The sequence below is a fragment of the Chlorogloeopsis sp. ULAP02 genome, assembly GCF_038404745.2.
GTDB lineage: Bacteria > Cyanobacteriota > Cyanobacteriia > Cyanobacteriales > Nostocaceae > Chlorogloeopsis.
The window spans coordinates 1-22,374 of the sequence record NZ_JAYKTT020000001.1 but is presented as its reverse complement, the minus strand read 5'-3'; the positions used below and the strand labels follow the sequence as shown (position 1 = coordinate 22,374).

The window sequence follows — 22,374 nt, the reverse complement described above, 5'->3', positions numbered from 1 at the left end:
CAAGATATGGGTGTTCTAATTTGCATGATGACACAAAACACCGATTCTCCGATAGGACTATTGTAGTTTGCAACAAAATTTTAGGTTCTGAAATTCAAATTCAGCCCAAAACCAATTCACAGCGATTGGGTTTGTCAGCTTTTGTAGTCCTTACAGGAAGAATTATGTTTGGTGTTGCAGTGCAGCCATTACACACTTTACCACTTCCGAATACCGAAACTGTAGGTAAAGTTCAACGTCTATGTAAACAAATTACTTCATAGATGCGAAAACATGAATACAGGTGGATGGCTTGCTTTTGTTTGTATGGTTGCAATTGCTGTATACTTGCAGTGTTTTACTGAAAGTGAGTTTCTTCTTAACCCTTTAGTAGATACTCAGTTACCTTTGGGATTTACTCAAGCTAAATTTGAGAGCATTAAACCGGGAATGAAACAAGCTGAAGTTTTAAAAATTTTGCCGCCACCTGAATATTTATCGAATGATGATTCTTGGGCTTATGGAAACGATGGTGCAGCTCCTTTCGGAGATTTTGCTTGGTTTAGATTTGTAATATATTTTGATCGCGAAGGAATTGTAACTAAAACAGAACGTCAAAAATTTCACGATTAAAATTCATAAGTATCACCTTTGTACAAGAATATTTTTATAGGCTTCAATCATTTGACGGGCGATCGCATCCCAACTGTAATGCTGTAATGCATACTCTTTAGCGCGTAAACCCCGTCTTTGTCGTTCGCAAGGATTTTGCAAAGCAATGCGAAGTAACTCAGTCAGTGCCGACACTTCTAGTTTACTCACCCACCCCGACTCACTTTCATGCACTTCTTGACAAATATGCACTTGATCGGAAATTATCACAGGTGTTCCTGCTGCCATTGCTTCAGCTACAGCAATACCAAAGTTCTCATAGTACGAAGGTAAGACGAAAATATCGGCAGCTTGCAGGAGAGCAGATTTTAATTCTCCCGTGACAAAGCCAGTTATGGTAGTGTGCGATCGCAAACAAGAATTGTATATCTGTGATTTGATTTTCTCTTCATAATCTGGATCTTGGGGATTCGTGCCAGCTAAGACAAAGTGAAAATTTAATCCTGCCGCTAAAAGCTTCTCCAAAGCTGGGATTAGTAGATTTAACCCCTTTTTTGGATCGATCCGTGACATAAACAACACCAATGGTACATTAGCAGGAATAGCAAACTGGCTACGTACCATATTTACCCTCTCTCCCTCTTCATTTGGCGGAATCACGCCCAAGGGAATTACCAAATCATGTGTGGCGACACCAAATCTTTCTGATATTTTCGCTTCCTGAATACTGGTAAAGTGCATAGCCGCTGCACCAGCTATATTTTTACCTTCTAATATCAAGGCATAAAATTTTTTTAATTGTCTTTTCTTGCGTAAATCTGCCGGATCTAGAGTACCCAAAGGACGCAAAATGTAAGGAAGCTTTCGGTGACGACAAATCGCGGCAGCAACACTACTGACAGGGGAAAATAAAGCATGAATATGAGCTAAATCAAACTTGTGAGCATGAAAGTTTAACCACTTAAGTAAATCCAGAGAAAATTTATAACGACGAAATGGAGCGGAACGAAAATATATTATTTCATAGCCATCTTGTTTGATAGGAGTATTTAAAGGAACATCCAGGGATTTTTGACCGCGATCGCCATTACTATTAGTTGTAAGAATAGTAACTTCTACACCCTCTCGTGCTAAAGCAGGAGCTAATCCTAGTATCATTTGACTAGGGCCGCCATAGATTAAAGAAATAGAAGGAACTATTTGTAAAATTCGCATATTTTTTAATATGAAGTGGATAGTTAGGTGTCAGGGTAAGCTCATCTAATTTGGTATACAGCTAACTTGACATACCAAATAAAATGATCGTGAAAAATGGTGTAAAAAACAACTTGCTTCTTCATACATCCATTAAATACAAAACCTTGATTAATCAAGCGGACTACGAACAGCCTTACCACCCCGGTTAAGAACATGGGTATAAATCATCGTCGTTTTTACATCCTTGTGTCCCAGTAATTCCTGCACGGTGCCGATGTCGTAGCCGTTTTGTAATAAATGGGTAGCAAAACTGTGGCGAAACGTATGACAACCCACCTTTTTTTGAATACCAGCTTGACGAACCGCCTATTTTAACGCTTTTTGTAAACTGCTCTCATGAAGGTTATGGCAACGTAGACGTGCGTAGCACGGCTTCTCGAAGAGTACTTCTCCACTACGCGGATCTTTTGAGATACTACCAGAAGGGAAAACAAATTGCCAAATCCAATCATACTTGGCTCTCGGATACTTTCTCTCTAATGCAAATGGCAAATAAACTGAACCATAGCTTTTTTGTAAATCTTGTTGATGTAGAATTTTGACACTTTGTAAATGAATTTTTAATTCTTCAGCGATACTTTCAGGTAGCATTGTCATCCGACTTTCATTGCCTTTCGTATCGCGGACGAGAATTTGTCGCTGGGTAAAATCAACATCTTTAACACGCAAGTTTAAACTTTCACTTAAGCGTAAACCTGTACCGTAAAGTAACTTAATTAAAAGTTGATGTACACCCGATAACTGCTTGATAATTAAAAAAACTTCATCTTTTGTTAAAACTGTTGGTAAATATTTAGATTTCTTTGCACGTAGCGCATCTACTTTTAAATCTAAATCTTGTTTTAATACTTCTCGATATAAAAATAGAACAGCATGAAGTGCTTGATTTTGCGTTGATGCAGCTACATTTTCATTAACAGCAAGATGTGTTAAAAATGCTTCGATTTCTGCACTTCCCATGTCTTTAGGATGGCGCTTATCATGAAAAAGAATATAATGTCTAATCCAGTAAATATAAGTCTTCTCTGTTTGGTAAGAATAATGCTTAAGACGGATAACGTCTTGTACTTGTTCTAGCAGTTTCTTGGGACGTTGTTCCATCGGGTGTTATACAGAAAAATTTCGTTTAATACTCTAAATAAGGATGTTATACGGAAAAATTCTTGATAACACCAAGAGATATACGGAAAAATTCCATATAATCCTCCCGTGAAGGGTAGTTATACGGAAAAATTCGGTATAATACCCGAACAGGGATGTAAAAAAGAAGTTTTCCATATATTCAGACAAGAGGTAGCTGTAACACTTAATATATTGCGATCATGAGAAAGATTACATGGAAAGTTTCCGTTTAATAAATAGTTCTACTGCTTCGGTTACAGGTTGAGGCAGTAGCTTTGAATTTTTCGATAAGATGCACAGGTAATGCGTTTTTGAAAGTTGGGAGCGATCAATTTTGTACGGAGCAGATCCCAAAGATAAGCATCCGATGAAGGGGTTTCCGCAAATCTGCTTCATTCAGAACACAGTGTCGAATCCCAATATCATCATTGGAGATTACACCTATTACGACGACCCGGAAGATTCAGAAAATTTTGAGCGCAACGTTTTGTATCACTTCCCGTTCATCGGCGATCGCTTAATCATCGGGAAGTTTTGTGCCTTGGCAAGAGGCATCAAGTTCATTATGAATGGTGCAAATCACAAGCTAAGTGGATTTTCGACCTATCCATTTGAAATTTTTGGCAATGGCTGGGAGAAGGTGACTCCTCAAACCGAAGAACTACCATACAAAGGTGATACGGTGATTAGCAATGATGTCTGGATTGGCTATGAAGCGGTCATCATGCCAGGGGTGCAGGTAGGAGATGGAGCGATCGTTGCAGCCAAGGCGGTGGTCGTGGGAAATGTTTTGCCTTATACGATCGTCGGAGGTAATCCAGCTAAATGTATCCGTCAACGATTTGAAGATGAGGTGATCCAAGCATTACTCGAACTTGCATGGTGGAATTGGGACATTGAGAAAATTACGCGCAATCTAGAGAAGATTGTAGCGTCGGACGTTGAGGCGTTGATTAATTGTGAGTAGCAGCGCAGTAGAACAAATCTGTTGGAGCAGCGAGCAAAGTCTTTGCGCTTCGTTGCAGTGTTGTTGGTCGCTGCTCAACAGACCCGTTATGCCGCTGGGTTATCGATTGGGGCAAGAGTACCCTTAAGGGTTATTGCCAAGGCTAGAAATCGTCATACACATTATTAGAGACAAAGCAGATGACCAAAGAGGAAGGTGAGGTTATGGCAACAGAGAATGAACCAATCGTTAAGCTGCAACCAGGTGGAAAGGCATCTATCCTGAGCTACGATGTGCCTGAACCAACCTCGTATACAGGACGTGGTCTTATTGAGCTTCGATTAGATGACGAAGTTAAGACACCTCAAGAGGGTATAAGTGCGCTGCGAAGCGCATGGTGGTATTGCTTAGGTATACTGTAAAAGGAGGTAATTTATTAGACCAATAAAAGCTGGTTGCTCACCCCAGAGCGCCAAGGCTGAATCGGCAGGCGGGGGACAATGAGTAAGAACCCGTTTGAAGCCCGATGAACAAGGGGCAACATGCTGACACTCCGTTACAGCACAAGGCTCCGAGCCTAAATTTGACTATGGCTACGCAAGAAACCTTTGTTTGAAGCGCCCACACCTTGGACGTACTGCTAAACAACGGGGATGGTACGAGGTATCAGGTAAATCAACTTTTTATGCGGTTGATGAAAAGGTCTTTCTACTCGGACTGAACCGCTCTAATTATAGGGGTATAAATTATCGGCTGATATCGGGGACACTGGGTCTGTGTCTTATGGGCGTAAAGAAGGAGTATAAAGTCAAATGTAATACATACCACTATGTGAACGTAGGAAGCATGATGGTTGGTCTCACAGAGACTGGGCTAACTGCGGCTGATGTAACCATCATGTGGCAGAGCCGTCATAGTAGTCCGAGCCGGAAAATAGTTCGGCACATGGCGAAGGACGGCAGTTATTGCAAGAGGAACGTCAAGGGAAATAGAGAGGACTAAGATGTATGTCCGATATTATCAAAACCCAACGTAGCCTAGCCACGAAGGCGAAGCATAATCCTCAACACCAGTTCGACCATTTGTATCGGGTAATCTGCCGAGAAGATTGGATAGGGGCTGCCCTAAAATCTGCCCTTTCAAATAAAGGGGCAAAAACTGCGGGAATCGATGGCGTAACTAAAAAGGAACTCAATTCAGAAACGGCAAAAGCCGAGTTTGTAAGCGAGTTACAGTCCGAACTGCGCTCTTCGCAGTTTAAACCAAAACCAGTACGTCGTGTTTATATTCCCAAAGCCAACGGTAAGCGTCGTCCATTAGGTATTGCAACTCTCAAAGACCGAGTAGTACAAATGCTTTTGAAGATGGTACTCGAACCAATATGGGAAAGTGACTTTCTTAACTGCTCCAACGGTTTTAGATCAGGACGCAGAACACAAGATTGCATAGCCCTTTTGGACAGCTACATCAACAAACGCAGCAAATATTTCTGGGTTATAGAGGGAGATATCAAGGGAGCTTTTGATTAGACATCTTGATACTCCTATCAAAAACACAAGTTATAGACGAGTCCAGCTTTTAATTTTTGAAATTGCTCTAGTGTACCAGGCACATCAGGGAAAAGATAAAGACCAGTTGATTCATCCTTGGTGACAGCGATCGTTCCCTTATGAATGTGATCATAGATCCAGTGCGGTGAAAGTTCTAAAAGCTGTGCAACTTGAGGAACTGTGAGATAACCAGAAATTTGTCGGGGATGAGACTGGCTCAGTGAGTGGAAAATATGATGTTTGAGCCGCAAAGTTTTAACCGTACTGGGCAACAGAGTTTTGCAAAGTGGTGAGCGATAACCAAGCTCCGTCAGTGTAAGAGCAATAGTCTGGTCGTCAATACCTTGTTGGCTCATAGCGATGATGCGATTTTCTAATTCCTGGGCGTTAGTCATTTCTAAAAACGAACCAACCGGAATAGGAAGATCAACAGTAGTAGAATCACCACCTTTCCAAATAATCCGAGTCCGGACTGTATCACGGACAACACGATGAATGACAACCTTATCAATGAGGCAGCGTAACAAAGATTTCTTTTGGACTTGTGTCAAGCTACCACTGTGCCAAAGTTCAGGGAGCTTTTGCCCAATGGTAATGAAAGCCGCTTTGAGTTCTTTTGGGATTTGATCTATTATTTGAGGTCGCTGGCGTTGAGCATAGTTTTCTTGGGTCAACTTGAGTTCGCGTAAAGCGTTCTCCCAACGCTGTTCTAGCTCCGCAGCTACTAATCGGTTATCTGGGTCAACTCGATTAAACTGTCTAGAGGCTAGTGCTACTTGATACTGCAAACGCTGTATTTGTTGAGAATGCGCCCGTTCCACTGTCTCTTGTGACTGCTGTTGGGTTTTGATAGCTTTGTGATAAGCATCTAGCTCGACAGCAGACATTGCTTCTAAAAAGGCATTGACTACGTACTCATCAATTGCATCAGCAGGAATATACTGACAAACAGGCACACGATACTGCTGCCTTAAGGAGTTACAAATATAGCGGGTTGCGCCTTTGTACTGGACAACCATCTTGTGTCCACATTCACCACAGTAAACTATCCCATGCAATAATGCCGCACCAGAGCGAGGAATACCACGGGTTTTATTACGGTCATACTCAGCATAGTTATCCATAAGCTGTGCCTGATTATACTGGTAAGTTTGCCAACTGATGTAAGCTGGATATACGTCATTGACTCGGATTTTCCATTCTGCTATCGGTAATTGCTTTTGTTGTGGTTGATTTGACACCAAACCATGTTTAAGAGTACGTGTACGCCCATAGACAAACGTACCAGCGTAGGCAGGGTTTTTCAGGATTGAGATGATACTTGCCACGCTCGGCTTACGCCAGACAATATCGCCAAATCGATTTCTTCGTGGGAGTAACAGCCCTTCACGGTTGAACATCTCCAACACTTTGGAAGCTGACTTGCGTTGCCCAAAAATCTCAAATACTAGGTTAATTCGGTCAATTACTTCACGATTTGGGTGTTTGTGTACCACTCCTAGTTCATCCCGAACCAAACCCACGGGTAAAGTAAGTGCGAGTTCACCACGTCTGGCTTTGCTCAGAATCCCGGCATTTAAGCGGGAACGAATCGTGTGCAACTCCACCTCTGAGATTTGTCCTTTAAGTCCCAGCAACAATCGACCATTGGCACTACTTGGATCATAAACCCCATCTCTGTCAGCAATCAAACAACTTCTGTAACCACACAAGTCCAGCAGGGGATACCAGTCTGAGCAATTACGTGACAGGCGAGTAACATCATAAGAGAGGATAATTCCTACTAATCCCAGGGTTACTTGGGCTAACAGTTCTTTAAAGCCTGGTCGCTGCTCCGCACTTGCGGCGGTAATTCCTAAATCACTGTCAATTACTTCAATGTTATTATCCGACCAGCCCAGTTCTATAGCTCGCTGACGCAGAGCGTATTGCAGACGCAGACTCTCCTGGTTGGTGATTAATTGATGTGGGGTAGACTGACGAATGTAGATTATCGCTTTGCGGTTCAGGTGTTGGAGTGTTACTAGTTCTGAGGTACTCATAAATTACCTCCTGAAAGACGGTTTGCAGCTCGTCTGTGATTACTTCTTGGAGTGCTGGGGTGAGGCGTTCCCAGATTTCACGGGGTGGGATTGACATAAATCCTCACATTGTTTAACTAACGTGACCAACTCGGTCACACTCTCTAATGTGAGCTTAGTACATAAATACTGTTTTGGGAGAGCTAATTGGGTTGCAGATATTGGAATGCGTAAGTGCATATGACCTTGATAGGCTACTACCACATGACCATCACCACTGGGCGGGTTTGAGATAGATATCACTGCAAACCTTCTTCCAAATAATGGGTGCATCACATCAGTCACTTCGATTTGAGTTAAATCTTCTGATGGGTCCTTGAGGTGGGTATTAAGTAACGGTTTCGTTTGACAGCATTCACCACGATATTTTATTGAAACTCGTGGCGAAAAGAGTTGCAGATAAGCGTCTCCTTAAATTAATCGGAAGTTTTCTGAAAGCGGGGATGATGCAAGGAGAGTTGTTTCATCGTACCGATTCTGGTACACCTCAAGGTGCAATTTGCTCTCCACTTTTGGCGAATATTTACTTACATCAATTAGATATATATTGGTGGAATAAATACGGAAGCCTTAACCGCAAACAAAAAGAGAAACGCCGAACGCAACGCTTGGGAAACTGTGCTTTGATACGATATGCCGATGATTGGCTGCTGTTAACAAACGGTGACAAAACAAGAGCATTTCGTTTACGCCAAGAATTTCAAACTTTTCTCAAAGAAGAATTAAAGTTAGAACTAAACCTTGAGAAAACACGAGTTACCCACGTAAATAATGGGTTTGATTTCTTAGGCTTCCACGTCCGACGCTACGTCAGCGCTCATGATAAACCAAAAGTACTGGTTACACCTACCCAAGAAGCCAAGAAGCGCCTGAAAGCGAAAGTTAAGGAGATGACCAACCGAAAACGGTTTAGAGATTCCCCTCTGCTTAAGTTTACTGCTCTAAACGCAGTATTAAGAGGGTGGATTGGTTACTACTGTCACTGTAATGCAAAGAAAACAGCCAAAGACCTGGATTTCTGGGTCAATGAACGCCTATTTCTTTGGTTGCAGAAACGACACCGCCTAAAACCTCGCCGGATTATGAAGATGTATAAAATGCGTCAAATTCATCAAAACGGACAAAGGGAGAATTGGGGAATCAAGAACGAGCAAGATTACTTATACCTCTATTGTATGAGTGATAAACCGATAACTAAGTATCGGTCGCGCTCCCTACCTAATCCATATTTGGAAGGTTTTGAATCGGCAACATTCATTAATCCTGAAGTAGCAATACCTGATACAGTCTGGCTCGGTAATGCAGATAATCATGAATGGCGCGAATTGAAAGAGGAGATAAAAGCAGAACGAGGAGCCAAATGTAGTGTTTGCGGATGTACTAAAAATCTCGACTTGCACCATATGAAAGCACATCGAATTGGCGGTACTGATGTAAAAGATAACCTACAACTTCTCTGTAGAACCTGCCATGCTCAAACGTCTTCGTTTGGCGACCACCGGAGGTTGCAATGACGGAAAGCGAAGTGACGGGAAACCGTCACGCTTCGTTTGGAGAGAGGGATAGAGAAACACGCAAATTGTGAGGTTTGAAGGTGCGCTCCGTCCCTACTCTATATGGCAGTGGGTACTTTAAGTCCATTTACTACAACATTGAGGAATGGAAGAAAAAAAGAACACTACCTAGTGATGAAGCTTTAGGAACAGCGGTATCCAAAGCCTTCGAGACAGGTTTCTTTCAACCAAAAATTTTCCCTAACGTAATAACTAGAACTAACCTGCTTGCTATTAAAGCGACTGATAGCTCTAGCAGTAGGGTTTCTGAAAATTTTGCAGCTACTGCTTTGGCAACTTCTGATTCGCCTGTACCTTCATCTAATGCCACTTTGACATCGGTTGGATTAGCAGCACCTGTAAGGAATATTCTCGCTAAAATTGATCCGGAGGTAGTTACACAACGCATCAGATCAGGCGAAAGGTTAAACATATACCGCAATATGTATGGTGACTTCAACTATAATTTCATTCCTGAACCTGAACAAGCTCGTCCTAGATTGTATTTGGTTGAAATCTATAGACTATCCTCGTTCTTAGGTGATTATGGAGCCGGGAGAACACTAAAAACCTTTTCATTGCTTCCTGGTGAAAAAACAAAGATAAGCATCAAAACATACACCAAAACAACTACTGACTTCAAAAATGCATCGAGCATTCTCGATTCATTTACAGAGGAAAGTGCCCAATCATTTGAAGAAGATATCCGTAATGAAGAATCTGATAAACGGAATGAAGCAGAAAGCGATGAGTACTATGTAGATGCGGAGGCTAGTGGCGGATTTAATGTGTTGCTTGCTAAAGGTGATTTCAAAGTAAGAGGAGGCTATAAAGGAAGTTCAAACTCCGCTCGTGAGCAATTGACCAAGAAAGTGACAAATGCTACCCAGAAGAATTCATCAAGAGCGTCAGCTAAAAGAGACGTTCAAGTCAACACGAGTTATGAAGTTCAGTCTGTATCAGGTGAAGAACTTTCTACTGAACGACAAATTGAGAATATTAACGTTAGCCGGACTCTGAATTTCGTTTTTCGTCAAATGAATCAAGAATTCATTTCACTCTTCCATCTCGTTGATGTAAGGATTGGCTTTTCCAATGGATTTGGCGAGTCAAAACGAGAAGTTCCTTTATATGAATTAGACTCTTTGCTTAATGAGGTGATGGTAGATGACAATGAGAAGCGTCAGAATATACGCCAACTCATCATTGGTGAGCTACAAAATGTCTTTGATTACGAAGATAAACCTCAAAATCTTGTTGAAGAGCAGCAATTGATAGCACCACCTGGTCAGCCTCCACTCTCATATTTAAGATTGAAAAAGATAGTCTCTACATACAGAGGTGATACTGATGATGAAGGCATTGAAATTAAAGTACCTGGAATTATTCTTGCTGCCAATAAATATACGATGCGAACGGATGGCGTAATTGTTGAGGCGTTGCTTGGGCAAGCTGAAGCACTTGATAACTATTCAAAGGGTTTACAAGAAGAAGCTGTAGAAGCTAAACAAATAGCTAATCGGCTGGCTGTTGCTCAACTAGAGCGCGAAAAACTTGCACAAAAAATTGTTAAGGAAAAGGATGCAGAAGCAGCAGAAATTTTTAGTCAGGTTTTTCCACCTCCTGTCATTATAAATGATGGAGCAAATGATTAATTTCAACACTGGAAATTAGATAAAAACGCTGAAAAGCCTAATTTTTAGTGTTTTATCCTGTTCCCTCTTAAACTTGTAAAACTATAAGTTTTAAATCAAAAGGACAGCTATGGGTGATGTGCTAAACGTTAACGCATTGAAAAATAGTGATGCTGTTCTTAGCAATAAAGCTATTTCAAGCTTCTCGCTCTCAAATACTCCCAATTTACAAGAAGAAGCAAAGTTATGTTTTGCACCTTTCGAACTTTTTGGAGAAGATATAGCTAAAGGTTTTGGAATAATAGCAGAACCTTTTATTTCATATAAACTAACTCCTTTTTTAGAAAGGTATGGTGTTGCACCCTTCGATCTATATCAAGACTACTCTTTTGAGGGAAGCATTGACAAAACTTATGTGGGTTTTCTGCATATTAAGAACCCCAGCTTATCACCTGCTATTATCAATAAACTGTTGACTACTCCACTCAAGAGACCCGATATTGTTATCGATAATAGTAACCTAAAAGAGTATTATGAAATTAAACCTGATTCGCCAAGCGGTCGTTCAGCAGGACGTTCAAAACTTACTAATATTGAATCCTATTACAACAATTATTCATTGCCTTACAAAAGAGGACAGCTTTTTAATCCTCCAAGCAATATATTAATCGGAAGAACTGAAGTAAGTGCTGGTGGAACTAAAATCCCAGTCGAGGTTTCATTTGATTTGCGTTTAGATAATGGATTAATACTATATAAATTGTGCATCAAAACTAAGTGGAGATTGATTTTAGCGTTAGAGTTAGTATATGCACTCTTAAAAGCAATAATTGACTTAATGAGATCTATTATTTCTAGCATTAACGAATTTGCAGATAAGATTAAAAACGCAATTAAAGAAAATCCGTTAGAAACCCTAGGAATAGTAACTGTCGCAATCATTGTTATTGCATTCTTGATATTTGGATTTCCAGAAGTTGAACTTGCGATACTGGCAGGTTCAGGGTCAGCCTCATCACTAATTGCTTTAATCGGTAGAAGACTTGCTCTTGCAAGATAATTTGTTCTTCAACTTGTCAGATAAAAGTCTTGCATATCAAACTTTTTCGCCCGCCGCACCTAAGACATCTGCATATAATTGGCTACTAATTCGGAAATTTGCTTGAGTTACTAAGCTACTCATTATAGGTTTAATTTCTGTAATTAGTTTGTGGTGTTTTGCTAATAAAAGAATTCCTAGTACTCCAGTGATTTTTAAACCCAAATCTGTCGCGGCTTGTCTTCCTAGCCGCTCATCAATTAGCAATCGGTTTGCTTCTACTTCGACAGCAAGTGCGATCGCCTCAGCCTCTCCAATATTAACGCGAGTTCTTAACTCATCAACCAATTTTCGATTCTGTACTGACTGAATTTCCATCCAAGTTGCTGATTGAACTACTGTAATCACAGTTTCACCAGCCCTTTCGTCCAATAATTCCTCATGTACTGCACATGGAATCAAAACCCTTCCATAGATTTGTTGCATTAGGCTTAGTTGCCCAACCTTTGCCAAATTTGAAATTGGTGAGGTGTTACTTACGATGATCACTGCTAGTCCGTTTCCTGTAGAGTCTTGAGATCTTCCTGAAACTCAGCAACATCATAGTGAACGCAAATACCTCGATCAGCCAGCAGTTTCTGAAACTGCATCCGATGCATCCCCATCAATTCACTAGCTTTCCCCAAGCTAATTTTGTCTTGGCGAAACAGCATAAGCACAATTTCTAGAAATAGCTCGTTCTCTGAAAAGCCACTAGCTCTTACTAAGTCGTCTGAAATCACCAAACTCATGCTTCTCCCTCCAACTCTTAAATCTTCTGCCTAGATCGTAGCAGCCAAAGTAAGAATAAGTTAGGCTTTTGACAGATCTAGCTCTTGTAGCGGCGCTGCATAACAACGCCCATGCACCCGACCGTCGAGAGGTTATCTGTTTGAGTTTAAGGCTGTCTGCGGCGGGTGATGGGCAACGTTGGGCCGCATTATGAGGTGACTCGGCAATCGAACTACGATGAGATTGATTTGGAGCGCGATCGCACAACCCTCAACACTCTTGATCCTGGAGAACAGGCAGCTATTACCCTGGCTCAAACCCTACCAGCGGATCTGCTGATTATCGATGAACTTTGGACGACGAATTGCACAAGAGCGTGGTATTGCTATAATCGGCACTCTTGGAATTTTGGATGATGCCGCAAGTCAAGGTTTGATCAACCTTGCTGAAACCATCGCACAATTGCAACAAACGAACTTCCGGGTTTCCCGTCGGATAATTCAGGAGTTGCGAAAAAAACACCCAATTAGCAAATAAACTACATTCCTCGAACAATAGGACTTGAAGGTAAACTGGGGTGATCGGCGAGGAAAAGCCAGCTACCTTGGTCGTTCAGCAACACCCTTTTTCAGCATATTAGCACAGGCTTCGTTGCTAGGTCGCTTGCGCGAGGGCGAAATGAAGTTTGGCTATTTACTCAGGTGATTTATGGAACCTATAACTACAGCAGCGATCGCCTCAGCCCTAATTTTCAAAATATTTAGGTATAGAGACGCGAAATTTAGGATTACAAATTAGCTCTTTACAGGCGTCTACAGCATAGCTGCCTTTTAATTACTAACCATTAACCAATTCTTGATAAAACTCTAATTGCTGTTTCGCCAACGCTTTATTTGTGTATTCTGCCATGACTTTTTGATAACCCATTTCACCTAAATTTTGGGCTAAATCAGGCTTTTCTATTAATTGAACAATACAATCTGCAAGCGCTTTAGCATCTCCTTCTGGAAATACCAAACCAGCATTCTCAATTACATGGGGAATTTCACCAGAATTAGATCCAATTACAGGCACTTGACAAGCCATTGCCTCAATTAGAACATGGCCAAATTGTTCTTTCCAACCAACGGAACTTATAGTCTTAAACTGGTATGTTGTTTCTGATGGTAATATCAAGGTGTTCATAACATTGAGATATTGAGCAACTTGATCGTGGGGAACACTTTCTCTAAAAACTATTTTGTCTTTAATCTTTTTTTCCGTAGCCTTGTTGATTAATTCTGATTTCAACGCGCCACGCCCCAACAGTAGTAATTTCCAAGGTTTATCTGGTAAAAGTGCTAAAGCATCTAAAAGTGTTAATAATCCCTTTTCTTGTACAAATCGTCCGACAAAACCTACAACAAAATCATCTACTTGAATGTCTAAGTCTTTCGCTAACTCTGGTTGGAATTGAGGTTTAAATACACTTTCATCAACGCCCAATTGTGGCATTATCTTGATTGAACCTTGAAAACCTCTTTGCCTTAATATTTCCGCGCCATCTTGGTTACCCGAAATAATACCGTGGCTATTTTGTAGATTATATTTTTCTAGTAAATCAATAGGAAAATTTAGTTTGTATGGAAGATTCCACCAAGTAAAAAATATATTTTTAGCTTTTAGCCCTAGTAATTTGTTCAGAGTAATCATTTGAGCATAAGAAAGGCTTCTAGAACCTTGTTCGACTTGAATAATTTGGGGGCGAAACTGGCGCATTAAAGATATCAATTCAAAACCGAACGATAATAATCCCTGATGATTTTGGCTGAAATTAGAAATGGGTACAATCCGAAATTTTCCTTCATCTCTATACTGTGTTTCAATAGTTTTATTTTGTACGCCTCCTGGTTGCCAGCGTTTTGGGACTACAACCGTTATTTCAATGTCAGGTTCTAATTGAGATAAAGCGCGTAATTTTTCACAGTTTAAATCTACAATATAGGTATGACTTGCTACTAATATTTTCATCAGTATTGATTGTAATTTTTTTTGAAACGAACCACATAGACGCGCAAGCGGCTTCCCGCAGGGTAGGACTCAAAGTACACAAAGACAGAAAAGAAGGCTCTTTGAGATGTAAAGAGTTTTTCAAAAATCAAATATGAATCTTATCTGTTTCTGTTTGGTTTAAACTGATTCAATTTGTTTATCAATGCGAGTATATATTTGTCCATCATTCCAGGGTGACTGGATGACAGTACTTAAAGCTTTGAGAAAGCCCAAAATGTAGAAAATAGCGCGCATAAAGATTTTGATTGGAGAACCGCTTTTGTGGCAAGGGGGGCGTCCGAGAACATGACAGTCAAATAAACGAGCATAGAGGCGTAAGGCTTGGGTAGTAGTAAGGTTTTTCAACCCCATTAAAAAATGATTGTGGTAGAAGGTAAGTTGATATTGGAGCGATCGCATATCAATATCATGGCAACCCCCCGTTTCTTCTCCTAAATGCACCAAATAAGCCTGTGGCTCGTACCAAATCTTATATCCGGTTTGCCGCAGCCGCAAACAAAAATCAGATTCTTCTCGTACTGCACTGCCACGAAATCTTTCATCAAACCGTAGCCCGTACTTAGTAAAAACTTCACAGCGAAACGACATATTGCAACCCCTTGCTGTCAATACTTCTTGGGGTTTTACAGTATGTACAAAATCAATGTAGTACCAAGCAATTCCAGGATCCATAGCCTGGGGAGGCAAATATTCTATAGTATTAGAGATTACATCTGACTGCGTTTTACCCTGAGCAGCATCAGCCATCTTCATTCTGTCAAAAACTCGTCCGGCGATCGCTCCTATCTCTGGTTTGTCTAAATAATTCTTGGCATGAGCTGCTAAAAATCCCTGATTTAACTTAATATCATCGTCAATAAATAAAATTATCTCACCCTTTGCCCGTCGCACTGCATAATTACGCGCTCCTGGCAAGCTTGCCCAATTGAGGCGGAACCATTTTATTTTGCCTGCTGTTGTTTGTTCTTGCAGAAAAACTTCAATTTCTAGCTGATGTTTTGGAGTTTGATCTACTACTAAAACTTCAAAATTTGGGTAGTCTTGTTTCAACACATCTATAAGACTATCTCGCAATGCTTCTTCACGACCATAAGTCGGAATAATTACCGACAATAAAGGAAAATTCATATTAATAGTTAGTGGTTAGTAGTTAGTGGTGAGCCAGCACTGCGGAGAGAAGTCGGAGCGGCGGCTTCTGCCGATCTGAACTTCGGGGAGGGTAACACGAGTGCAGGTGACTGGCGTAGACGCCCTCCGGGCGGCTTTATTTGCAGATATATCTTTGTTTGAGAGATTACTATTAAAATCCGCCCGTACAGTAGTTAGTGATTTATTACTCCCCTTGTCGACGGACACTTTCCTCAACGGGGAGAACCCCCGCACGGAAGTGTCCTCCCCTTGTCTCCCCCTCCCCCACTCTGCGCGTCTCCGTGTCTTTGTGTCTGGGTGTCTCCTTCTCCGCCTCCTCCTTCTCTTGCAATCTTTCCATTTTGTCTATGGCTGGTAACTTTAAAAGCACTCCAGCAGCAAACCAATAATAGACAGCCACCGGATCGACATCGAGAGGGTAGTAGTAAGTGTTGTAACTAATAAAAAGTATAAACACCCACATAGCAGAGCCGTAACTGCGGAAATTACGGTTTTTTATGGGACGATATGTGCGGTAGCAAATGGCTGTTAAGGTAGTTACCAAACCTAGAAATCCCAGTAAGCCAAATATTCCGACTTCATAAAGAACCTTGGGATAGTAAGTTTCCACTAATTTAGTTTGACCCATAGAACGAGCAGAATTTGTCGCACGTCCTAAACCACTTCCTAAAATTCCATCTACATTTTTCCAATTTTCCTCAAATTGCTGGAGGATAAAGTCGTAAGGAGGTGAAGCATTCCAGCGGGCAATAAAACTATCAGTTCTTTCTTGAACAACAGTGGGATTAGTGATAATCGCAATGCCCAAAATTAGGGCAAGTCCTACAAATATTGGAATAAATCGTTTGAAATTCCGAATTTGCCCTGTCAATAATAGCAATAGCACAAAGCAAGTAGGTACTAAAGCTAATGCTATTCTCTGTCCGGAAATAACCGCATTAACAAATACTAATACTGTTGAACCTAAACTAACAATCCGCCAAATTATAGATGGATCACTAAAGGCTGTAGCAAAAGTAAAAAAGGTGCTAGAAATGAGGAACCACGCCCATTGCCAAGGAGCGACAAAAGTTCCTGGTAACCGAATCATTCCCTGGCTGGGGCTATAAACGAGTGAACCACCAAAAAAACACCGCGCTTCGATTGAGGCTCTAAATAAATCTGCTCCAACAGCATCTCTAGTACCTTGACAAATCCCAGTTAGCAATAGCAGATATTGAATAAATCCTAGAATACAGCAAACAAGTATCAGCACTATCTGCAAGCGTGAAATTAATAAAAAATCATGCTTATTACGAATTAAATAGTAAGTACAACTAATTAAAGGTAAATAACCTAAAAATACTTTTAAACCCAGAATTCCCATCCCAATCGGAAACTCTTTAGGCGCATTTTTAAATAGCCCAGGAGGAGGCGGATTGAACTGCTGCGATCCATTTACAAACAGCAGTGTAAGCATACATAAGCCTAATAAAATATATAGGGGAGTTTGAATATTTTGGGGAATCAATAATGGCTGTCCCTTTTTGCGGCAACTCTGCCAAATACTTACTAGCGCGGGAATGTAGAAGGAGTCTTTAGCTAATTGTAATATTGGACTATTGCCGATGTAGTAAGTGATTGTTCCCCCTATCGGTACATAAATGATGAAAGCAAACAGAGCTTGCCGGGGATATTTGTAAGAAAAAGACATCACGATAATTCCCATCACTACTGGCATTGCTGCCTTAATTCCAGCTACTAAAAAAATCAGAAAGCCAAGAAATAAACTGCCACCAACGGCAGTAGTGAGGAGACTGGTAAATTCTTTACGTGCCTGTGCAGATTTACGTTTCTGGGCTAAACGTTCTTTCAGGCTAAGGGTAGGAGTTTCCTGACTCTGCTGCTTTTTTGTTTTTTTACTTTTTTGAGATTTCGATTTTGATTTGGTTTTCGGCATGACAATGCTGCTAATCAGCTATTTGAGTAGCTAATTATACTTCATGCCTGTAAATTTCGTTGCAATATATAGCTTGATTGTGTAACAAAAATATTTAAAAATTAAGTAAAAATATGTATCATAACAAATTAAAGTGAAGAGACATGAGAGGTTAAATGTGTGAAGTGAGGGCTAACACTAATGTCGGAAAAATTTTAGTTTAACGGCGAATCGTAACCAATCCAGAATTATTATACAAGCAACTTACAGCGTAAGTCTTTCCTTGTCGTCCGACGGTCATGCGTAAACTATAACCGTCTGCGGTTTGTCTCGGTTCATTGATTCCATAAACACTAAGTCCTTGTTCGTTTCCTTTTTTGTGGCAAGCCTTCTTTATACCTTCATTATTACTTGGAGCATTATAAATTTGAGCAATTTGTGAAGAGCTATTATAGGCGCAATTGACATTGTAAAATTTGTCTTTTCGACGAACTGCCATTGTCACCTGAAAGCCTGCTCCTGTTGGTTGAGTAGACAATAGTTTGATTACCTCATAATCCTTGCTTTTTCGCTTGATTTTGACAAGCTTCTCTAGCACGCCCTGCTAAAAACTCTTGTTCGTTCATTTGGGCTTGAACTGAAATTGGCAACATCAAAGAAGTTGAGAGCAGGGAAACAGTTACTGTTCCTAGAGTGGACGGTATCAAATTCTTATAGGCAAAGACTCAGCAAATAATTATCACGAATAATATTAGATACTGCTTTTGTACGCAACTTCCTCAGGGATGATATTGTCTTAAGGATGCACTAGCACTAGCTCTTCTACTACCTTTTATATAAGCACCCAAATAACCGTATTCAGCCAAAGTCCATCGCAGTCTACAATAGTAGCCTAATCGAGGATTAGTTAAAACTTGTGATTTTATGACTTCTGCTACGACCGTAAAAACTGAGTACGAAGCGATTATTGGTTTAGAAACCCATTGTCAGCTGAGTACTAAAACTAAAATTTTCTCTACTAGCTCTACAGAGTTCGGGGCTGAACCCAATACTAACATCGATCCAGTGTGTATGGGTTTGCCTGGGGTGTTGCCTGTACTGAACGAAAAGGTTTTAGAATATGCCGTGAAAGCAGGTTTAGCCCTGAATTGTCAAATCGCCAAATATAGCAAGTTTGATCGCAAGCAGTATTTTTATCCCGATCTTCCTAAAAATTACCAAATTTCTCAGTACGATTTGCCCATAGCCGAACATGGCTTCTTGGAAATTGAGTTAGTCGATAAAGATGGTAATCCGATTCGCAAAAAAATTGGCATCACTCGTCTGCACATGGAGGAAGATGCAGGCAAGCTGGTACACGCAGGTAGCGATCGCCTCTCAGGTTCTGCCTATTCTTTGGTAGACTACAATCGAGCTGGTGTGCCGTTAGTGGAAATTGTTTCGGAACCAGATTTACGCTCTGGGCAAGAAGCAGCTGAATACGTTCAAGAATTACGCCGGATCATGCGTTATCTCGGTGTCAGTGATGGGAATATGCAAGAGGGTTCCCTGCGTTGTGATGTCAATATTTCTGTGCGCCCTGTTGGACAAAAGGAGTTCGGCACGAAGGTAGAAATTAAAAATATGAACTCTTTCAACGCCATTCAAAAGGCGATTGAATACGAAATAGAGCGTCAAATTGCAGCCGTAGAAGCTGGTGAACGCATTGTTCAAGAGACTCGTCTGTGGGAAGAAGGTTCACAACGCACAATTAGTATGCGCAGCAAGGAAGGTTCTAGCGATTACCGCTACTTCCCAGAGCCAGATTTAGCACCAATTGAGGTGTCAGATGTACAGCTAGAAGAGTGGCGCGCTCAATTACCAGAACTGCCAGCCTCCAAGCGCCATCGCTATGAAAGCGAACTAGGGCTTTCTGCCTATGATGCGCGAGTGTTGACAGAGGAACGAGCTACTGCCGAATATTTTGAAGCTACAATTGCCAAGGGCGCTAACCCCAAAGCCGCTGCTAACTGGATTACTCAGGATATTGCTGCCTACCTCAACAAAAATAAACTCAACATCACCGAGCTTGCTTTGATTCCTGCTAATCTCGCTGATGTAATAGTGCGAATTGAAAAGGGTAAAATTACTAACGCTAAAGCGAAACAGAAGTTGGCGGATTTATTGGCAGGAACTTCTCCTGACGAATTATTTAAAGGCGAAGAACCAATTTCCGATCCGAGCGTACTTGAACCTATTGTTGATGAAGTTATAGCCGCAAATCCCAAAGAAGTAGAAAAGTATCGCAGTGGCAAAACCAATGTCAAAGGCTTTTTTGTCGGACAGGTTTTGAAAAAGACAGGTGGACGTGCCGATCCGAAGCTGACGAATGAACTCGTAGATCAAAAGCTCAATAGCTAGTACTGCTAATGTGCAGAAGCGCTTGAGAAAAATCTATCTAAACCCAAGTGAAAAGCTAGAAGAAGACAGAACGCAGAATAAACTATTCTGCGTTTTGATTGTGATGTTGTGAATACTTAATTCATAGAGAGTCTTGCCCATTACTCATAAATGAGTATAATTTGGTAATTGACCACACCTTAATAATTGAGAGTCTTTTTCAAAACTCTGTTTTTTCCGTAATTAATTGCTACTAGTATTATTAATTAGGTATATTTTAGAAATTAAAGTTACAATCAAATTGCGATTACTCCTCATCGTGATTTTACGGATATTCTTTAATAATACTTTTAGAAAAAACCAAGCAAGGGGTATTGCCCCACATCCCTAAAATGATATAATGTGCTACGTAGATGCACCCTGATGATCTGGAGAGCTGCCCAAGTGGCTCTCTTTTTTCTTTTTAGTAATAGAGTCATAACATAAGTAGATCGGTGCAAATTAAAGTGAACTATTTAAGGTAGTTAGTAGTTAGTGGTTAGTAGTTAGGGGTTGGTTGTCTATTGCTCTCCTTATCCCCGTGTCTTTTTGTCTTCTTTAGCACGTAATTCATTACCTTTATATATGGGCAAGTAAGCGAAAGTATAGATTTTTAATTCAGCAATTTTAGAGTCAGCACTAATACTTGATATAATCGCCAGTCAGCCGAGCAATAGCTGTGGGGTTAGAGTAATGGCAGATTGGCAGGAAATTACTGGTGGTGTAACAGCGCCTAGAGGTTATCGGGCAAGTGGAATTAAAGCTGGATTGAAGCCTTCAGGGCTACCAGATTTAGCACTCATACTATCCGATGTAGAAGCGATCGCAGCCGGAGTATTCACCACCAGTCACGTGAGAGCAGCGTGTGTAGATTATTGTCGCCAACGCTTGCAAGCTAAACATGGTGCTCGTGCCATCCTTTGCAATGCCGGACAAGCAAACGCGGCAACAGGCAGCCAAGGCTGGTTAGATGCCTTAGAATCAGCTATGGCAGTAGCCCAAGCATTAAACATTCCTAGTGAATCTGTGCTACTTGCTTCGACAGGAGTAATTGGGCAGCGAATGCCAATGGATAAGCTCAAAGCAGGAATTCCCCAACTAGTAGCATCACTCTCAGAAACTGGTTCCGATGCCGCCGCAAGCGCAATTATCACTACAGATTTAGTCACAAAATCTATTGCCTTAGAGACAACAATAGGCGATCGCCCAGTGCGGATGGGAGGTATCGCCAAGGGTTCGGGGATGATTCATCCGAATATGGCAACGATGCTGGCTTTTGTCACCTGTGATGCTGCGGTTTCACCCCACCTTTGGCAAGAAATGTTAAGTCGGGCTGCCGATCGAAGCTTCAACTCGATTACCGTTGATGGCGATACAAGTACCAACGATAGCTTAATTGCCCTTGCTAACGGACAATCTCGCACTCCTGCAATTATAGAAATGGGACACGAAGCCGAAAAATTGGAAGCGATGTTGACAGCAGTTTGCCAGCATTTAGCAAAAGCGATCGCTCGTGATGGCGAAGGTGCAACCTGCCTGATTGAAGTGCAAGTTACAGGTGCTCACGATGAACAAGCAGCACGTCAAATTGCCAAAACCATTGCAGGTTCTTCCTTAGTGAAATCTGCAATCTTTGGACGCGATCCTAACTGGGGACGTATCGCTGCTGCTGCTGGACGTGCAGGTGTGCCATTTGAGCAAGAAAATTTGAGAATTCAATTAGGCAATATCTTGATGATGGAGAATGGGCAACCCTTGTCTTTTGATCGCAAGGCAGCAAATGAATATTTAAAACAAGCAGCAGCAGATTCTTCTTTGCCAAAAGACGCGATCGCAACAAATATGAGCAATGATTTATCGGTGGATCGCAGCACAGTTAGAACTCAACGCGTAGACAATCCAGTCATCATCTCCGTTAATATTGGTAATGGTCATGGTTCAGGCAAAGCTTGGGGTTGTGACTTGAGTTATGACTACGTGAAGATTAACGCTGAGTACACTACTTGATTGGCATTGCTGATTTCATGTGTGAAATAAATTTGCGTCATGCCAATCTACTTATGAGACTTGGATTCCTCTGTCTTGAAAATGGGTGTAAGGGTGTAGGAAGAACCAAATTTTCATCAAGAGCGTTGTGGGCTATTTGCCCGTGAGAGTCTAAATTTAGAAAAGTCTCTAGCCAATTTGCAGTCTAGAGACTCTATCAGGATGTTAATGTTATTCTATTGAGAACATACTATTTTTTGATTTTCCTTGTCTTAATCTACAAGTAAGAATCTAATGTAAATTATTT

The 22,374-nt window shown here is 41.1% G+C and carries 20 protein-coding genes and 1 pseudogene; 11 read left to right on the top strand and 10 right to left on the bottom strand.

Features of this window, described 5'->3' with window-relative positions:
- The first annotated feature begins 20 nt into the window (after positions 1-20).
- On the top strand, positions 21-263 hold the full coding sequence (locus U2718_RS00105) for a hypothetical protein (protein ID WP_341999112.1): 243 nt from the start codon (positions 21-23) through the stop codon (positions 261-263).
- 10 nt (positions 264-273) lie between these two features.
- A complete protein-coding gene (locus U2718_RS00100) occupies positions 274-612 on the top strand; it encodes a hypothetical protein (protein WP_341999110.1) in 339 nt (112 codons plus the stop codon).
- A 12-nt stretch (positions 613-624) separates the two neighbouring features.
- On the opposite strand, the gene hpsP is transcribed toward U2718_RS00100, so the two are convergent.
- Together hpsP and U2718_RS00090 are read right to left on the bottom strand one after the other, a co-directional pair.
- Entirely contained in the window at positions 625-1,806 is a 1,182-nt protein-coding gene (gene hpsP, locus U2718_RS00095) for a hormogonium polysaccharide biosynthesis glycosyltransferase HpsP (protein WP_341999108.1), read from the bottom strand.
- Positions 1,807-1,956: 150 nt separating this feature from the next.
- Positions 1,957-2,949, bottom strand: a pseudogene (locus U2718_RS00090) (integron integrase).
- Positions 2,950-3,301: 352 nt separating this feature from the next.
- Between U2718_RS00090 and U2718_RS00085 the strand changes: the two are divergent.
- Both U2718_RS00085 and U2718_RS00080 read left to right on the top strand, forming a co-directional pair.
- Entirely contained in the window at positions 3,302-3,937 is a 636-nt protein-coding gene (locus tag U2718_RS00085; protein ID WP_411813211.1) for a Vat family streptogramin A O-acetyltransferase, read from the top strand.
- A gap of 986 nt (positions 3,938-4,923) precedes the next feature.
- The gene (locus U2718_RS00080; protein ID WP_341999104.1) at positions 4,924-5,445 is read left to right on the top strand and encodes a reverse transcriptase domain-containing protein; all 522 of its coding nucleotides are present in this window, start codon (positions 4,924-4,926) and stop codon (positions 5,443-5,445) included.
- Positions 5,446-5,462: 17 nt separating this feature from the next.
- Here U2718_RS00080 and U2718_RS00075 read toward each other — a convergent pair whose 3' ends face one another.
- Positions 5,463-7,508 carry a recombinase family protein gene (locus U2718_RS00075; RefSeq protein WP_341999102.1) on the bottom strand — a complete coding sequence of 682 codons (2,046 nt, stop codon included), beginning with the start codon at positions 7,506-7,508 and terminating at the stop codon, positions 5,463-5,465.
- A gap of 392 nt (positions 7,509-7,900) precedes the next feature.
- On the opposite strand from U2718_RS00075, the gene U2718_RS00070 reads away from it, so the two are divergent.
- From U2718_RS00070 to U2718_RS00060, 3 genes are all read left to right on the top strand, one after another.
- On the top strand, positions 7,901-9,061 hold the full coding sequence (locus U2718_RS00070) for a group II intron reverse transcriptase (RefSeq protein WP_341999817.1): 1,161 nt from the start codon (positions 7,901-7,903) through the stop codon (positions 9,059-9,061).
- A gap of 80 nt (positions 9,062-9,141) precedes the next feature.
- Positions 9,142-10,755 (top strand): hypothetical protein, encoded by a 1,614-nt coding sequence (locus tag U2718_RS00065; RefSeq protein WP_341999100.1) that lies wholly within the window; start codon positions 9,142-9,144, stop codon positions 10,753-10,755.
- 109 nt (positions 10,756-10,864) lie between these two features.
- Complete coding sequence (locus U2718_RS00060; protein ID WP_341999097.1) at positions 10,865-11,794, top strand: hypothetical protein; 930 nt, start codon at positions 10,865-10,867, stop codon at positions 11,792-11,794.
- A gap of 36 nt (positions 11,795-11,830) precedes the next feature.
- Here the strand turns inward: U2718_RS00060 and U2718_RS00055 are convergent, their stop codons facing one another.
- Together U2718_RS00055 and U2718_RS00050 are read right to left on the bottom strand one after the other, a co-directional pair.
- Positions 11,831-12,322, bottom strand: coding sequence for a DUF3368 domain-containing protein (locus U2718_RS00055; RefSeq protein ID WP_411813200.1), 492 nt, complete (start codon positions 12,320-12,322; stop codon positions 11,831-11,833).
- A gap of 2 nt (positions 12,323-12,324) precedes the next feature.
- Positions 12,325-12,564, bottom strand: coding sequence for a UPF0175 family protein (locus U2718_RS00050; RefSeq protein WP_009768092.1), 240 nt, complete (start codon positions 12,562-12,564; stop codon positions 12,325-12,327).
- Between the two features lie 165 nt (positions 12,565-12,729).
- Between U2718_RS00050 and U2718_RS00045 the strand changes: the two genes are divergently transcribed.
- Positions 12,730-12,960, top strand: coding sequence for a hypothetical protein (locus tag U2718_RS00045; protein WP_341999089.1), 231 nt, complete (start codon positions 12,730-12,732; stop codon positions 12,958-12,960).
- Positions 12,890-13,081: a DUF3368 domain-containing protein gene (locus U2718_RS00040; protein ID WP_411813199.1), complete on the top strand. Its 192-nt coding sequence runs from the start codon at positions 12,890-12,892 to the stop codon at positions 13,079-13,081. Before U2718_RS00045 ends, U2718_RS00040 begins: the two co-directional genes overlap by 71 nt.
- A gap of 300 nt (positions 13,082-13,381) precedes the next feature.
- Here U2718_RS00040 and hpsO read toward each other — a convergent pair whose 3' ends face one another.
- The 5 genes from hpsO to U2718_RS00015 form a co-directional block, all read right to left on the bottom strand.
- On the bottom strand, positions 13,382-14,554 hold the full coding sequence (hpsO, locus tag U2718_RS00035) for a hormogonium polysaccharide biosynthesis glycosyltransferase HpsO (protein WP_341999087.1): 1,173 nt from the start codon (positions 14,552-14,554) through the stop codon (positions 13,382-13,384).
- A gap of 159 nt (positions 14,555-14,713) precedes the next feature.
- Complete coding sequence (gene hpsN, locus U2718_RS00030; protein WP_341999085.1) at positions 14,714-15,724, bottom strand: hormogonium polysaccharide biosynthesis glycosyltransferase HpsN; 1,011 nt, start codon at positions 15,722-15,724, stop codon at positions 14,714-14,716.
- 205 nt (positions 15,725-15,929) lie between these two features.
- Positions 15,930-17,684, bottom strand: a complete 1,755-nt coding sequence (gene hpsL, locus U2718_RS00025; RefSeq protein WP_341999083.1) for a hormogonium polysaccharide biosynthesis protein HpsL — start codon at positions 17,682-17,684, stop codon at positions 15,930-15,932.
- A 199-nt stretch (positions 17,685-17,883) separates the two neighbouring features.
- The gene (locus U2718_RS00020) at positions 17,884-18,201 is read right to left on the bottom strand and encodes a hypothetical protein (protein WP_341999081.1); all 318 of its coding nucleotides are present in this window, start codon (positions 18,199-18,201) and stop codon (positions 17,884-17,886) included.
- A 13-nt stretch (positions 18,202-18,214) separates the two neighbouring features.
- Positions 18,215-18,370, bottom strand: a complete 156-nt coding sequence (locus tag U2718_RS00015) for a hypothetical protein (RefSeq protein ID WP_341999079.1) — start codon at positions 18,368-18,370, stop codon at positions 18,215-18,217.
- Between the two features lie 217 nt (positions 18,371-18,587).
- On the opposite strand from U2718_RS00015, the gene gatB reads away from it, so the two are divergent.
- Both gatB and argJ read left to right on the top strand, forming a co-directional pair.
- Positions 18,588-20,063: an Asp-tRNA(Asn)/Glu-tRNA(Gln) amidotransferase subunit GatB gene (gene gatB / locus U2718_RS00010; RefSeq protein WP_341999077.1), complete on the top strand. Its 1,476-nt coding sequence runs from the start codon at positions 18,588-18,590 to the stop codon at positions 20,061-20,063.
- Between the two features lie 711 nt (positions 20,064-20,774).
- The gene (gene argJ / locus U2718_RS00005) at positions 20,775-22,088 is read left to right on the top strand and encodes a bifunctional ornithine acetyltransferase/N-acetylglutamate synthase (protein WP_341999076.1); all 1,314 of its coding nucleotides are present in this window, start codon (positions 20,775-20,777) and stop codon (positions 22,086-22,088) included.
- Positions 22,089-22,374 lie beyond the last annotated feature (286 nt).